Genomic DNA, 13,877 nt, shown 5'->3' with positions numbered 1-13,877 from the left:
ATTTTTCGCTTCGGTCTTCTCTTTTTGATACCTTTGCAGCAGAAAACAAGTTTTAGGAAAGTATATGATGACAATGAAGAAAGGTAAATTGTTAACAGCTATGGTGATGCTGTGGGCATTGATCTCTTGTGCAGAAATAAGTGCCCAGGAGATCCAGAAGGTATCGAATGATTCTATAGCCTTGCAAGAGGTTGTTGTGAAGGCGGCACGAGTAGTCAACAAGGAAGATGGCAAGTTGATATTCCCAAGCGATATTCAGAAGCAGCGTTCTTTTTCTGGCTTTTCGCTTTTAGGAAAGTTGGCTTTGCCTCATATTAGGGTTGATGAGGCTGGCCGTTCTATTTCTGCTACCGATCATAAGGGAGAAGTGCAGATTCGTATCAATGGCATTCTCGCCAATATGCATGACGTGCAGATGCTGGATGTAGCTTCTATTATGAGTGTAGATTATATCGACAGTCCTGGCGTAAGATATGGAAAGAATATTGCATACGTGATAGATATTCATACCCGCAGGGCTTCATCGGGTGGCAGTTTGGGCTTTAACTTGACCAATGCGCTAACTACCAAGCTCGGTTCGAACGATGTCTATGCATCTGTCAATAGGGGCAAGAGCCAATTGAATATTTTATATGAGCAGACTTATGTGGATAATAAGGCATCCGAATATAATGAGGATGCTCAGTATCTTCTACATGATGGTTCTGAGTATCAGATATCTCGAAAAATCATGAATGTGGCAACTCGAAATTATGATAATACATTGCAGTTGAAGTATAATCTGGCTGATTCTGCATTATATGTATTCCAGACAACGCTTACCACGGATTTCAGCAATCAGCCTTATACATCGAATGAGATGTGGTTTTCTGAATCTGGAAAGCCTGCGTATCCTGTTTACAGAACCAGCAAGGGTAGGGATTTTACTCCTGCTCTCGATTTGTATTTCTATCATCAGTTGGGCGAGCATCAGTCTTTGTCGGCAGATGTTTTGGGCACTTATATCCATACCAAAGGAGCCTATTATGAAGGTGAGGGCGAACCCTATCAATATCAGGTAGATGGAAAGACCTATTCGCTCATAGCCGAGGCTATCTATGAAAACCGGTTGAAACCCTTTACTTTTTCTGCAGGAACCAACTTGAACTGGAAATATATGGATAATCAGTATTTGGGTGATGTGGTTAGCGAGAATGGTATCCGTTCATTGGGTATTTATGGCTTTGCACAAATCAAGGGAAGTTTGGGACAATTCAAGGAAGGAACATCCCGTTTAACTTATGTGGCTGGCTTCGGGTTGAGTAATCAGTCTTATCGACAGGGAGATGAGGAATTTAGTTTTTGGCTTTGTCGTCCGAAACTCACATTGGCTTATTCCCTTTCTTCTTTGTTCCAGATTCGCTTGGGAAGTGAATTATCACAGCATATTTCGCAGATAGCTATGATTTCGGATACCCGTATTCGAAAGAACAGTATGGAATGGACTGTGGGTAATCCTTCGCTTAAGCCTAACAGTATATATGAGAACTGGGTGGTATTCTCTTTCAGTAAACCAAGGATAAATACTGATTTTACCTTGAATTATCGCATCAATCGTCATTGTAATTTGGCGAAATACGCCCGCACGGAAAATGATCAGTTTCTTTATACCCAGGAGAATCAGCCCCATTGTAATATGTTGTATCTTACGAATGATACCCGGTTTGACATTATCCCCGACCACCTTATATTATCTGTGAATGCAGGTATTTACCGTTTTTTCAATAAGGGCGATGAGTACAGTCATTGTTATACCGCTTATAATTATAGTGGAACATTACAGGGGTATTGGGGAAAATGGACAGTGATGCTGTATGCTGATAACGGTTGGAATTTTATGGAGGGAGAGAACATCGGGCATAATCCTCCTTCATTGGCAGCCTCAGCCAGTTATCATATGGGTGATTTCGATTTTACGCTCTATATGCATAATCCGTTTATGGCTCATCCGAAATCCTATTCAGCAGAAATCGTCAACGCCTTGCTCCGTAAGCAGGTTAGTGGATATGACAATTCGGGAGGTAATTTGTTCCGTATCGGTGTTGCCTGGAATATCAATCGGGGAAAGGAATACCGTAAGATACAGCGGAATATCAACAATGAGGAGCGCGAAACGGGTATCTTGAAATAGGTGGCTTTGCTTTCTGTATGGGTTGCATGGGCAACAGCCGGAATTTATTTCTTCCCTTTATTGATGATATAAATTCCGGCAGTAGCCAATGCGCCTGCTATCAGATACTTCCAGTAGAAGGTTTCGCCAAGACAGAGACAGGAGGTGATGGCTCCTACTACGGGGATGAGCGAATTGTATATCGCTACCTTTCCTACGGGATTGCAGCTCAATAATTTGTTGTAGAGAGCGAAACTGATGGTTGAGATGGCGATGAGCAGCAGAAGGATAGTGATGCCCCAGAGGCTGATGACTGGCAGATAACCACCCATTAACAATGCAGGAATCACCAGCAAGGCTCCACCGATGCTCAGCGAATAACCGGTTCCTACGAAAACATCCACCCTCTTGCTCAAGCCTCGGGTCAGCAGGGAAGCACTGGCTCCACACAGGGCATTGAGGATAATCATACCATCGCCCAGGAATGTGAAACTTCCGCTTTCCTTTCCGCCAAGGTTCAAGGCAAGGATGCCCAGGAAGCCGATGATGCAGCCCAATGCCTTTCGCCACGTCATCCTGTCGCTCTTGAAGAAGATGCAGGCAATGATAACCACCGTGAAGACGCTCATCGAATTGAGTATCGCCGAACGTGCTCCTGCATTATGCGAGAGTCCGAAATAGAAGAAGGCATAATGAAGGGTGGTGTTGAGGAGTGCATAGAGGAGAAGGAACCAGACATTCTCTTGAACAGCTTTCTTCTTGAATCCGAATTCACGGTGTGAACTTCTGGCGATGGCAAGGATGATGATGCCGGAGATGAAGAAGCGGATGCCTGCAAAAAGCATCTTGCTTCCGGTCATGTCTGCTGTAATCTGATATTCCTCCATTCCCATTTTAATCAATGGGTAAGCCCATCCCCACGAGATAGCAGCCGTAAGGGCGAACAGGCTTACCCATACCGGGCGCTGAAATATACTGAGTGTATTTGTTTCTTTCTTTTCCATTATAATTTAATTGGTATTCCCTTGCTTCTGTGTTTGCTAAATGGCAATCTACAAGTCCCCCAGATGCCTTTCTATTGGAATTCCGCGGTTCTTGTCCTTGTCATCCTTGTTGATGTCTATCCAGTTGCGCAGGGTATCCATGGCGATGCGGGTGGCATGGCGAAGATGATCGCCATCCTTCAGTCTGCCCACGATGATGCTGGAGAAGATGTCGCCGGTGCCTGGGAACTGAACGGGGATTTCTTCGTAGGGCAGGAGGAAATACTCTTCTGTAAGATGATTGAAACCTACCACGGCATGCTGACCCTCTACGATGCACGAGGTGATGAGCACGGAGTGGGAACCGATGGCTCTCAGTTTATCTATCAGTTCATAGGCTTCCTTCTCCGAGATTCCCTCTTCCTTGTATTCCGAATCCGTCAGCAGACAAGCCTCGGTATAGTTGGGAAAACAGAGATGCGATACGCTCAGCATCTCCTTCATGCATCTCACGGTGCTCTCACTGGCTCCACCATAGAGCTTGCCGTAATCGCCCATCACGGGATCCACATAGATGTCGGTGCCCAGTGCAGCCTGTTCTCTGCAATAACGTGCCACCAGCTTAGCCTGACGCTCCGAAGCCATGAAACCCGTGGTGATGGCATCGAAGTGAATGCCCAGTTCGTTCCACTTCTGCAAGGCTTCCTCGATATACGAAGTGCATTCCAGAATGGCGTACTTGCCGTATGGGAAGGTGTTGCTGATGAGCATGGTGGGCAGATTGAACACGTCGAGTCCCATATAAGAGAGGATTGGCATCTGAACTGCGGCAGATACCTTTCCGTAGCCACACATGTCGCTGATAATAAGGATATTACTTTTCGCTTTCATTCTTTCTTTTTTCTACTTGCTTTTCTTTCTTATCCTGATTATCTCTTAATAGCTGGCTGTACACTTGATGCCCAATGCCTCTACACGGTCCTTGATGGCATCGAGAACTTCCTTTGGTGCCTTTTCCAGCAACTTGTCTGGTGTTTCGCGGGCGATGGTATAAACCATTACCTGCTGAGGCTGGATGTCTTTCACAGCCTCCAGCCAAGGAGCTACGAAATGCTCGCTGGTATTGTCCAAACCGTCACCTCTCAGGAACATGGTCTGGATGATGACGTGCCCCTTGAACATCTTCAAATATTTGATCACATCCTTCACGTCGTAGTTAGGCTGCTGAGGGCGGTCCAGCTTCTTGATGTAATCCATATCCACGGTATCCAGTTTCAGGATGTTGTTATCCACGAGCATCAGCGCCTCTCTCACTTCCTCCTTATATATATAGGTGGCGTTGCTGAGTACGGATACCTGTACTCCCGGGAAATATTTCTTGCAGAGTTCCATCGTATCTTCCACGATTCCCTTGAAGTCAGGGTGTCCCGTAGGTTCACCGTTTCCTGCGAAGGTAATGTCATCCAGAGGCTGGTTGTTGTCGTGGCGCTCTTTCAGAACTTTCTCCAATCCTTCTCTTACCTCCTCGCGGGTAGGGCGCTTCTTCTTAGGACGGAAGTCGGCGTTGAATCCGCATTCGCAATAAACGCAGTCGAATGAGCAGACCTTGCCATCAGATGGCATGAGGTTGATGCCCAGTGAAACTCCCAGACGGCGAGAGTTTACCGGTCCAAATATCGGTGATGGATAAATAATCGTTGACATAATCTTATTCTCCTTTATCTAATCTATTCTTTATTTTATCTTGGTAATACCTATTTTTATACCAATCTTATTTACTTGTTCGTAATTTGGTGGGCAAAAGTACTAAAAAATGTTGGAATGAACAAATAAATCAACAGAAAATCGATTTATCCTTACCATTTGTCTTCTATCTCCGATAGATTGTGTACTTTTGCATTCAAATCCGGGGAGAATCTTGGTGATTTCGATTCGGATTTAAGGGAAAAAACAAAAAAGTTGATGTTTTGCTTAGTTTTTCGCTTGGCTCAACTGTATAGATAGTATATGAACAGAAAAAAGGACATAGAACAGTTATTCCGTCAACATTACGCGAAGATGTACAATCTGGCCAGATGCATTCTTTCGGATGATGACGAGAGCAAGGATGTGGTGAGCGAAGTATTCGCCCAGATTCTTGCCGACGATGTGGTTCTGGTGCCTGGGAGTGAGGAAGGTTACTTGATGCGGAGCGTACGCAACCGCTGTCTCAACCTGATAGCTCATAAGAGCGTGAAGGAAAGGGTGGCGAAGCTGCTGCTGGATGATGCCGACGTGATTCTCTCGGAAGAGACCGACGAGCGACTCGACCGGCTGATGCTTCTCATCGAAGACCTGGAACCACCTATCCGGCAACTCATTTTCCGTCTGCGCTATCTTCAGGAGAAATCTTATCAGGAGGTGGCTGATGAAGTGGGAGTGAGCAAGGTGACGGTATTCAACCATCTCTCGAAGGCGATGGACTGGATTAAGGAACAATTTAAATGAGCAAGACAATGACAAACATGAGTAAAGAAGAAAAGCGGATGATGCTCTTTGACATGCAGGAGCATCCCGAGAAATATACCGACGAGCAGGTGGAGCACCTGCTTGCCGATGAGGAAGTGAAGGAGTTCTTCCATGAACTGGCGATGGCGAGAATGGCTGGCAAGAAAGCCAATCCGAAGGAGGTGGATGTGGATGGGGCTTGGAAGGAATTTGTTCAGGTTCATCACGAGGATAAGATGGCGATAGATGCCGGCAAATCCAAGGGCGCTTATCGCAACCGGATGAAGATTGCCGCATCCATCGTTGGCATCATCTTCCTTTCGGGTGTAGCCTTGGCTGCGATTCACAATGGTTGGTTGGGGTTCCCGGCTTCTGATCAGATAGCGGATAACAAGGCTGCGACAGAACAGCTGGCAACAACCCAGGCGCTGACGAATGACAGTCTTCGTGCAGCAACAGCAGAGAAGAAGGATTCTCTTGATATGAAGCCGGTGGTGTTTGATGATGCTGAATTGGGAACCATCCTGGCTCAGCTATCCGGTTTCTATCATGTCAAAGTGGAGTATGTGGATGCCGGTGCCCAGCACATCCGTCTCTTCTTCAACTGGAACAAGACGAAGACTTTGGAGCAGAACCTGGAGATTTTGAATGCTTTCGACCGCATACAGATAGAGTATATTGACGGTACATTGTTGGTGAAATAAGATAGGAGGATATATTTATGAGAGATTTTTGGAAACCAATGCCCGTTAGCGGCAAGCTTATCAGAGAGCTTCTTCTTCTCTTCCTGCTGTTTGGGGTTCAGCAGTCTTATGCCCAGCGCATCACCCGACAATATAATAATGTGTCGTTCTCTGCGGCGTTGAAGGATTTGAACGCCCGCCAGCATAAGTATACCATCAACTTCGTGTATGATGAACTGGAGGATTTCAGGGTAACCAAGAGCATCAGAAACCAGAGTGTTCCCGATGCCATCATGCAGCTGATAGGATTCTATCCCATCAGGATGACGCAGATGGAGGATAATATCATGGTGGAGTGTATGCAGAAGACAACACTTCGTTATAAGGGACGTATTATAGATGAGAGTGGCAATGCTGCCGAATATGCAAATATAACCTTGTTGTCGCCCATTGATTCTACAATCGTAGGGCATGGTGTGAGCAATGAGAATGGAAGTTTTGTCATTCCTTGTAATTCCCGGAAGGTGTTAGCCCGTATCACATACGTTGGTTATAAGACTATCAGCCGTATATACAGCAATCCGGAAATGGGAATCATCAAATTGCAGCCCGAAACGATGATTATCAAGGGAGTTGTAGTGAAGGGTGAAAGACCTCAGTATAAAATGTCGCCTGGAGGAGTGGAGGTTGCCGTAGAGCATACCTTGCTTTCTAAAATAGCAAACACTTTTGATGTCCTGAACCTGTTGCCACGTGTCTCTGTTGATGGACAAAAGATATCCGTGTTTGGAAAAGGCACACCGATTGTCTATATCAACAACAAGCGAGTGAATGACAATAATGAGATTGTAAACATCACTCCCGACAATATCAAGTCGATTTCCGTGATTACAAGTCCAGGTTCAGAATATGATGCCGAGGTGGAGTCGGTAATTCGTATCTGTACCAAAGAGCGCCGTGCCAATGGGTTCAGTTTACGCGCGGATGCTTTGGGTAAATACAACAAATGGATATCTGATTACGAGCTTATCAACGCCCGGTATCAGACCAGAAAATTCGAGATAGCCAATAGCTTATGGACGAGGGACTATCATGTTGGTGAGGATAATCATCTGAACACCGATATCAATTTGCCCGACAAACATTATCACAACGACCAGCATTTTAATTTGGATACCAACAACCGCTTCTTGTCGGAATATCTCTCAGCCGACTGTTCGCTCAACGACAGCAACTCTATCGGTGGCTCTTATCGATACTATGGCATGTTGAATGGCAGGACGAATAGTGCTAGCCAACAGGATGTATTTCTGAATGGTGTGGCACAGGGTAGCATTGGGCAGAATAAGGTTGCAAAGCCTCACCTTGGTTCACATGAGGCAGAAATTTATTATGTGGGAAAGATAGGACAGGTAGGTATCGATTTCAATGCCACATACTATACGGTCAATAACAGACGTAGTGACGAGAGTATTGAAAGCAGCAAGGAGTTGGGCAATCAGGAGGTACACTCAAGCAATCGTCAGAATAGCGATATGTGGGCAGGCAAGTTGGTTGTGAATATTCCTCTGTGGAAAGGAAATGTTTCTTTAGGAACAGAGCTGTCGAAGACCGACTCTCATGGAACGTTCCTGAATGAAGAGCAGTTGGTGCCATCTACAGAGACGGATATCCATGAAAGAAATGTTGCTGGCTTTGCACAATATGGACTGTCCCTCAGCAAGTGGACCATTGGTCTTGGTGTGCGTTACGAGAATATCATTCGCGACTATTTCTCTGGTGGAGTCAAGCAGGATGATGTGAGCAGAAGATACAGCAACTTCTTTCCTAACCTCAGCATATCATGGAACAAAGGTAACTGGAATTGGCAGTTGAATGTCAACGAGAAAATAAATCGTCCAAGTTATCGACAGTTAGGCAACTTTATGCAGTTTGACAACCGTTTCCTTTATGAAGGCGGAAATCCTACCTTGCAACCGGAGAAGGTGTTCAATGTTGAGGCAATGATGACATATAAGTGGCTGAATGTTTCCACAGGGTATAAATATCTGATGGATGTGATAGAGTGGACCAAGTATATCTATCCTGGAAAGGAATTTGCTTATAGTACGTCGTTGAATTTCGACCATAAGCAGCTGCTTTATGCTTCTGTCAATGTTTCGCCAAAGCTTGGCATCTTCCGTCCTACGTGGGGATTCTATTATAAACAGCAGTTCTTCGATACCAGGAAGTATGGTGCCAGCAAGGCATTAAGCAGACCTTTGCTGTTGTGCTTGCTCGACAATAATTTCGCTCTTTCAGAAACCATGAACGCGGCTATCAGCCTGAATGCAGCAACCCCCAATGCAGATGGATTTCTTATGATGAAGAGTAATTACAGCGTCGATCTGCGGTTCGACAAGTCGTTTGCCAATCGCACATGGATCATTTATCTTTCTGCAAATGACATCTTCAAGACTACAAAGGAACGTTGGACGATGTATGGACAGGGTTCAGGTACCATGAAAGACTGCTACAACTATACTCGTAGCATCTCTTTGCAGGTTACGTATAATTTCAATGCCAAGCGCAGTAAGTATAAGGGCACGGGAGCAGGCAATGAAGAAAAGAGCCGTATGTAGCTCTTGTTAGGAAGAAACTCTCTTAATAAACAATGAATATATGACAATCGGTCAAGCGAAGGCAAAACCATGTTGGTTTGCTCTTTGCTTGACCGATGTTTTTTACTTCTCTTCTGTTAGATACTCCTTTATTTGTTGCTCTAATATCGGAAGGTCGTTTGTAATCACATCCCAAACAACGTTGTTATCAACTTGGAAATATTCATGAACGATATAGTTCCTCATGCCGTTCACTTGTTTCCAAGGAGTCTTAGGATGCGCTTGTCGAAATTCTTCAGTTAGCATATTCGATGCTTCTCCAAGAATTTCTATGTTCTTGACTACTGCGTAATACATCATGTCGTCTGCGATAAAATCCTCAAAGTTTTTACCTTTTGTATATCGGCAGATTCTTTCTATTGCCTGGAGCATGTGCTCTAAGCGGTTTTTATCTCTACTTCGTTCTCTCATAAACTAAGATTTTATCACGTTCTACTGATTCCTGTGCAAAAGGGAGTAAGGTTCCTTCTGATACCAAATCAACTTTTCTACCTAAGAGTTCTTCCAAATCACTCCACATGCCGAAGAATTTTAAACCAATAGGTTTGCTCTTGTCCAAAGAAACCATAATATCGACATCGCTATCCTTCGTTTCTTCCCCTCTGGAGAAAGAACCGAACAGCCAGGCTTTCAGTACGGGTTGGGTGCTGAAATAATGGCGTAAAGCTTCTATGATGGCTCGTTTACCCATAATATAATGATGTTGTTTCTTGGTGCAAAGATACACTTTTTATTCGAAAGAGCAAGCTTTTTTCTAGTTTTTTATTACCTTTGCATTGCTTTTCCAAAAAAAGTAGAAGATTTCTTCATTTTAGGGGTAATTGATTTCAGGAAAGCTTGTATATAAGAGTAGAAATAAGAAGAAAATGACGTGATGACAGAAGAAAATGAACAGCGGATGGAACGGCTGTTCCACGACCATTACGAGCAGATGTATCGCTTCGCCTTTGCCTTGCTCCATGATAATGAGGAGGCGAGGGATGTGGTGAGCGATGTGTTCTCCAGATTGTGGGATAAACAGCTGGTTCCAGACCGGGCTTACCTGATGCGGAGCGTGAAGAATGCCTGCATCAATCTTATAGCCAGAAAGAAGAGAGATGAACGACTGAAACGGCTTCTCCCTCTCTCGGAAGAGAAATTGACGGAGGAAGAACCTTCTCGTTTGGAAGAGCGATGGCAGGCTGCTGTGGATTGCATCGACCACGACCTGACCGACCAGACTGCTTCCGTCATCCGATTGTGCTATCGGGAAGGAATGTCGTATAAGGATACGGCGGAGGAGCTGGGCATCAGCGTCTCGGCAGTGAACAAGCATATCGTAAAAGGTTTGCGAACGCTCAGAGAAAAGTTGAAAGGAAAATAATAACCCTAAAATGAAGAAAGGAAAGAAAATGAAACATGAATTATCTGACATAAATCCTCAGAAGATGGATTCTCAGAAATGGGATTTGCTCCTCGATCTCCTGGAGCATCCCGAAAAGTATTCCGAAACCCAGAAGGATGAACTTCTGGGCGATGAGGAAGTGAACGAACTCTATCAGCAGCTGATAGAGACCCGACAGTCTCTGGATTTCGCCAAGTCGAAGGAAAAAATGAAGATGCCTTCGATTGATGCAGAATGGGAGAAACTGAAAGATGAGATGAAGCTGAAAGAAGAAAAGCAGCAGAAAGAAGAGATGAATCAGAATGCAGAAACCCAGCAAACCGCCAAGCTGTTTCCTCTCTGGAGCCCGATGAGAAAAGTGGCTGCCGTTGCAGCCGTCCTTGTCGTCTCCGGCATCACCTTTGCTGCCATTCATCTGGTAACCCGTTCTCATCAGGCATCAGATAAGCACAATACCGAACTCGTGGCATCCCGAAAGGATTCTATCCAGCAGGTTTCTGCTCCTCAGAAATCCAACATAGAAGAAAAGACAGATTCTGCAAGTCTTGCCCAGCTCCCATTGGTTTACGAAAACGCTGAGCTTCAGAATATCCTGACTCCTATTGCCGGGCATTTCCATCTCCAGGTAACTTATCAGAACGAGTCGGCTCGCCACATCCGTCTCTTCCTGCAACTGGAGAAGAACATGAGTCTGGATGATATCATCGAACTGATGAATCATTTCGAGAAAGTGAATATTCGTCATGAAGGTCAAACTTTAATCGTGGAATAAGATGAAAAGATTAAGATATATCATGCTGCTGGCAGGTTTGATGAGCCTTTCTCTTCAGACCATCTATGCCCAACGCATCACCCGCAGCTTCCGCAACACTTCTATGTCAGAAGCACTCACCATCCTTGCCAAGAGCACCAAGGATTATCGTATCAACTTTATGTATGATGAACTGGAGGATTTCACGGTTACTACGAGTATCGTGAAGCGAACCGCTCCGGATGCCATCCGCCAGATTATGGGTTTCTATCCGATGAAGATGACGATAGATGGCGAAAACATCTTTGTGGAGTGTACGCAGAAGACTCCCACCAAGATGATAGGCCGCATTGTAGATGCGCATCATCGCCCTGTAGATTTCGCCAATGTAGCCCTGCTGAATGTTCGTGATTCTTCTTTGATTAATGGCGGCGTGACGAATGAGAACGGCCAGTTCGTGATTCCCTGCGGAGCCAGAAAGGCGATAGTAAGAGTAAGTTGCGTGGGCTATCATACCGCTGTTGCTACTTATAATACAGGTAAGATTGGTTCCATTACTCTGAAGGAGGCAACGATGAACCTGCAGAAGGTGATTGTGAAGGCGGTTCGCCCCAAGACAAAACTGACTCGCGAGGGATTCCAGACCCAGGTGCAGGGTACAATACTGAGTGATGCGGGTATGGTTGCCGACTTGTTGAAGCAGGTTCCAAGAGTGCGTGTGGATAAGGATGGAAACTGTTCGGTGTTTGGAAAAGGCACACCGGAGATTTATGTCAATGGCAGAAAGCTGACCGACAAAAATGAATTGCAAACCATATCTTCAAAGGATGTGAAGAACGTGACGGTTATCACGACTCCCGGTGCTCAATATGATGCCCAGGTCAATTCGGTTATTCGTATTACTACGGTCAAGAAGCAAGGTTATGGATGGAGTGGTAATTTCCAGGCAAAATATGGTTTTGCCATGAAGAATGCCTGGCAAGAGCAGGCTAATCTCAATTACCGTGTGGGTGGACTGGATGTATTCGGTGGATTGATGTGGTCAGATTCGTATTTCTATGATAAATTGGGATTGGATGAATATATCAATGGCAATCAGCATCAGATATATCAAAAATCAGTAGGGCGCATAGATGCTAGAAATTATGGACCTGATGCCAATCTGGGTTTCAATTATGAATTCAACGAAAATCATACCATCGGTCTGAAATATAAGTTTGGTTCTGGCTATACCAAGTATTTTACTGATCAGAATAACTATTCCATCTTTCAGGATGGAGTTCACCAGGGAGATGTAAATTATCTCAACGATGAGTCTGATTCCAAGCAGACTCCTATTCATCAGGCTGACTTTTATTATGATGGTAAGATAGGCAAGTGGAGTATAGACCTGAATGCATCTGCGTTGTGGCGGACGAAAGACCAGATACAGAAAGCCACAGAAACCAGTACTGAGTTGGGCGACCAGATAGTATGTTCTGATAGCCATACCAAAGGAAAGTTGCTTGCTGGTAAATTGGTTGTTTCTTATCCTTTGACCGACCAGTTGAACATAGACTTTGGTTCGGAATACACTAATTCTGATAGTCATACCAACAACCAGAACGAGGGTGGTGTGGCTGCATCCAATGATTCCAGAATCAAGGAACAGAACATAGCTGCTTTTGCTGAGGCTGCATGGTCGTTGGGAGATTATTCTCTGAATGCCGGTGTGAGATATGAGCATGTAAAATCAGACTATTATGCCGAAGGAGTGCTCAGCCCGGATATGAGCAGAAAATATGATAATGTATTTCCTAATGTATCCTTGGGATATGACAAGGGCAAGTGGCATTCTTCGTTGAATTTCACGGCGAAGACCTATCGACCAAGTTACTTCCGTCTTTCCGGTTATACCCGATATACGAGTCGTCATTCCTATGAAAGCGGTAATCCTAACTTGCGACCAACGGATGCCTATCATCTGGAATGGGATGCGCAATATTCCTGGCTGAGTTTCTCTGCTGAATATATTTACAACAAGAATGCTTCGGTATATATGATGAAGCCGTTCCAGGGCAATAAGGATATAGCCCTGTCATATTACGAGAATGTAGATAAGATTCAGAACCTGAAGTTCTATCTTGGGGCTACTCCGGTGATAGGTTTATGGCATCTTGACTATACGGTAGGTCTGGTCAATCAGTTCTTTGATGCCAGCAAATATGTCAGCGACTATAATGCCAACCGTCCTTCTCTCTATCTGGATTTGGAGAATACCTGGGTATTGCCACATCATTGGAAGGCTCGATTGGAATACTCTTACCAGTCGCGTAATTATAGCGAATTGGGTGTCAATTATGCATGGAATTCCCTGGATGCGTCTATTTCAAAGTCATTCCTGAACAACCGACTGGTTGTGAGACTGGAAGCTGAGGATTTGCTTCATGGACAGAACGAGAGTTGGCAATATCATAATTCGTATGCGCACTTCACCAGAACCGGTATAGATAATACCCGCATGTTCTTGGTCAATGTAACTTATAACTTCAATGCCACCAAGAGCAAGTATAAGGGTACGGGTGCTGGTAATGCAGAAAAGAGCAGATTATAGCTCATTTTTAAAACACGGACAAATTCAATTTGTCCGTGTTGTTTTTTTCTATGCTTTAGGCTAGGAGGGATGAAGAACTGGATGGAATTGGTAATTTGATGCAGTTATACAAATTTAACGGAAGTGATGTAATGGCTTTGGATAATAATGTGTACTTTTGTACTAGATAAAGATGAAATTAAAACAT

12 protein-coding genes are annotated in these 13,877 nt (G+C 44.6%); 7 read left to right on the top strand and 5 right to left on the bottom strand.

All coding sequences use genetic code 11. From position 1 onward, the window contains the following. The first annotated feature begins 73 nt into the window (after nt 1-73). Nucleotides 74-2,170, top strand: coding sequence for a hypothetical protein (locus F7D47_RS11545; protein ID WP_153085378.1), 2,097 nt, complete (start codon nt 74-76; stop codon nt 2,168-2,170). Nucleotides 2,171-2,214: 44 nt separating this feature from the next. On the opposite strand, the gene F7D47_RS11540 is transcribed toward F7D47_RS11545, so the two are convergent. Genes F7D47_RS11540 through F7D47_RS11530 form a run of 3 tightly spaced genes read right to left on the bottom strand, consistent with a single transcriptional unit; the run spans nt 2,215 to nt 4,836 of the window. Continuing rightward, nucleotides 2,215-3,153: a DMT family transporter gene (locus tag F7D47_RS11540; protein ID WP_153085377.1), complete on the bottom strand. Its 939-nt coding sequence runs from the start codon at nt 3,151-3,153 to the stop codon at nt 2,215-2,217. A 48-nt stretch (nt 3,154-3,201) separates the two neighbouring features. Next, nucleotides 3,202-4,023: a bifunctional hydroxymethylpyrimidine kinase/phosphomethylpyrimidine kinase gene (locus F7D47_RS11535; protein ID WP_117663641.1), complete on the bottom strand. Its 822-nt coding sequence runs from the start codon at nt 4,021-4,023 to the stop codon at nt 3,202-3,204. Nucleotides 4,024-4,068: 45 nt separating this feature from the next. Continuing rightward, a complete protein-coding gene (locus tag F7D47_RS11530; protein WP_118065943.1) occupies nt 4,069-4,836 on the bottom strand; it encodes a radical SAM protein in 768 nt (255 codons plus the stop codon). A 303-nt stretch (nt 4,837-5,139) separates the two neighbouring features. On the opposite strand from F7D47_RS11530, the gene F7D47_RS11525 reads away from it, so the two are divergent. From F7D47_RS11525 to F7D47_RS11515, 3 genes are read left to right on the top strand one after another with little or no spacing between them, the layout of a single operon-like run. Next, on the top strand, nt 5,140-5,619 hold the full coding sequence (locus F7D47_RS11525; RefSeq protein WP_118142048.1) for a sigma-70 family RNA polymerase sigma factor: 480 nt from the start codon (nt 5,140-5,142) through the stop codon (nt 5,617-5,619). A 17-nt stretch (nt 5,620-5,636) separates the two neighbouring features. Next, on the top strand, nt 5,637-6,323 hold the full coding sequence (locus tag F7D47_RS11520) for a DUF4974 domain-containing protein (protein WP_228113456.1): 687 nt from the start codon (nt 5,637-5,639) through the stop codon (nt 6,321-6,323). A 17-nt stretch (nt 6,324-6,340) separates the two neighbouring features. Beyond that, a complete protein-coding gene (locus tag F7D47_RS11515; protein ID WP_153085375.1) occupies nt 6,341-8,923 on the top strand; it encodes a TonB-dependent receptor domain-containing protein in 2,583 nt (860 codons plus the stop codon). A 102-nt stretch (nt 8,924-9,025) separates the two neighbouring features. Here F7D47_RS11515 and F7D47_RS11510 read toward each other — a convergent pair whose 3' ends face one another. Together F7D47_RS11510 and F7D47_RS11505 are read right to left on the bottom strand one after the other, a co-directional pair. Then, nucleotides 9,026-9,373 (bottom strand): HepT-like ribonuclease domain-containing protein, encoded by a 348-nt coding sequence (locus F7D47_RS11510; protein WP_118065935.1) that lies wholly within the window; start codon nt 9,371-9,373, stop codon nt 9,026-9,028. Further along, a complete protein-coding gene (locus F7D47_RS11505; protein WP_117585943.1) occupies nt 9,357-9,653 on the bottom strand; it encodes a nucleotidyltransferase family protein in 297 nt (98 codons plus the stop codon). Before F7D47_RS11505 ends, F7D47_RS11510 begins: the two co-directional genes overlap by 17 nt. Nucleotides 9,654-9,836: 183 nt before the next feature. Here F7D47_RS11505 and F7D47_RS11500 point away from each other — a divergent pair, with 183 nt between their 5' ends. From F7D47_RS11500 to F7D47_RS11490, 3 genes are read left to right on the top strand one after another with little or no spacing between them, the layout of a single operon-like run. Further along, nucleotides 9,837-10,325, top strand: a complete 489-nt coding sequence (locus tag F7D47_RS11500) for an RNA polymerase sigma factor (RefSeq protein ID WP_228113455.1) — start codon at nt 9,837-9,839, stop codon at nt 10,323-10,325. A gap of 28 nt (nt 10,326-10,353) precedes the next feature. Further along, entirely contained in the window at nt 10,354-11,118 is a 765-nt protein-coding gene (locus F7D47_RS11495; RefSeq protein ID WP_194252655.1) for a DUF4974 domain-containing protein, read from the top strand. A gap of 1 nt (nt 11,119) precedes the next feature. Continuing rightward, nucleotides 11,120-13,690, top strand: coding sequence for an outer membrane beta-barrel family protein (locus F7D47_RS11490; protein ID WP_153085373.1), 2,571 nt, complete (start codon nt 11,120-11,122; stop codon nt 13,688-13,690). The last annotated feature ends 187 nt before the right edge of the window (nt 13,691-13,877 follow it).

Origin of the sequence: Segatella copri, assembly GCF_009494835.1 — a bacterium.
GTDB classification, from domain to species: domain Bacteria; phylum Bacteroidota; class Bacteroidia; order Bacteroidales; family Bacteroidaceae; genus Prevotella; species Prevotella copri_F.
Note: the sequence above shows the minus strand (reverse complement) of the source record. Positions and strands in the feature narration are given on the sequence as shown.

Excerpts from the sequence above, each read along its gene's own strand:
- F7D47_RS11545 (WP_153085378.1), top strand. The coding sequence starts at position 74 with ATGAAGAAAGGTAAATTGTTAACAGCTATGGTGATGCTGTGGGCATTG.
- F7D47_RS11515 (WP_153085375.1), top strand. The coding sequence starts at position 6,341 with ATGAGAGATTTTTGGAAACCAATGCCCGTTAGCGGCAAGCTTATCAGA.
- F7D47_RS11500 (WP_228113455.1), top strand. The coding sequence starts at position 9,837 with ATGACAGAAGAAAATGAACAGCGGATGGAACGGCTGTTCCACGACCAT.
- F7D47_RS11525 (WP_118142048.1), top strand. The coding sequence starts at position 5,140 with ATGAACAGAAAAAAGGACATAGAACAGTTATTCCGTCAACATTACGCG.
- F7D47_RS11495 (WP_194252655.1), top strand. The coding sequence starts at position 10,354 with ATGAAACATGAATTATCTGACATAAATCCTCAGAAGATGGATTCTCAG.
- F7D47_RS11490 (WP_153085373.1), top strand. The coding sequence starts at position 11,120 with ATGAAAAGATTAAGATATATCATGCTGCTGGCAGGTTTGATGAGCCTT.
- F7D47_RS11505 (WP_117585943.1), bottom strand. The coding sequence starts at position 9,653 with ATGGGTAAACGAGCCATCATAGAAGCTTTACGCCATTATTTCAGCACC.
- F7D47_RS11510 (WP_118065935.1), bottom strand. The coding sequence starts at position 9,373 with ATGAGAGAACGAAGTAGAGATAAAAACCGCTTAGAGCACATGCTCCAG.
- F7D47_RS11530 (WP_118065943.1), bottom strand. The coding sequence starts at position 4,836 with ATGTCAACGATTATTTATCCATCACCGATATTTGGACCGGTAAACTCT.
- F7D47_RS11540 (WP_153085377.1), bottom strand. The coding sequence starts at position 3,153 with ATGGAAAAGAAAGAAACAAATACACTCAGTATATTTCAGCGCCCGGTA.
- F7D47_RS11535 (WP_117663641.1), bottom strand. The coding sequence starts at position 4,023 with ATGAAAGCGAAAAGTAATATCCTTATTATCAGCGACATGTGTGGCTAC.
- F7D47_RS11520 (WP_228113456.1), top strand. The coding sequence starts at position 5,637 with ATGAGTAAAGAAGAAAAGCGGATGATGCTCTTTGACATGCAGGAGCAT.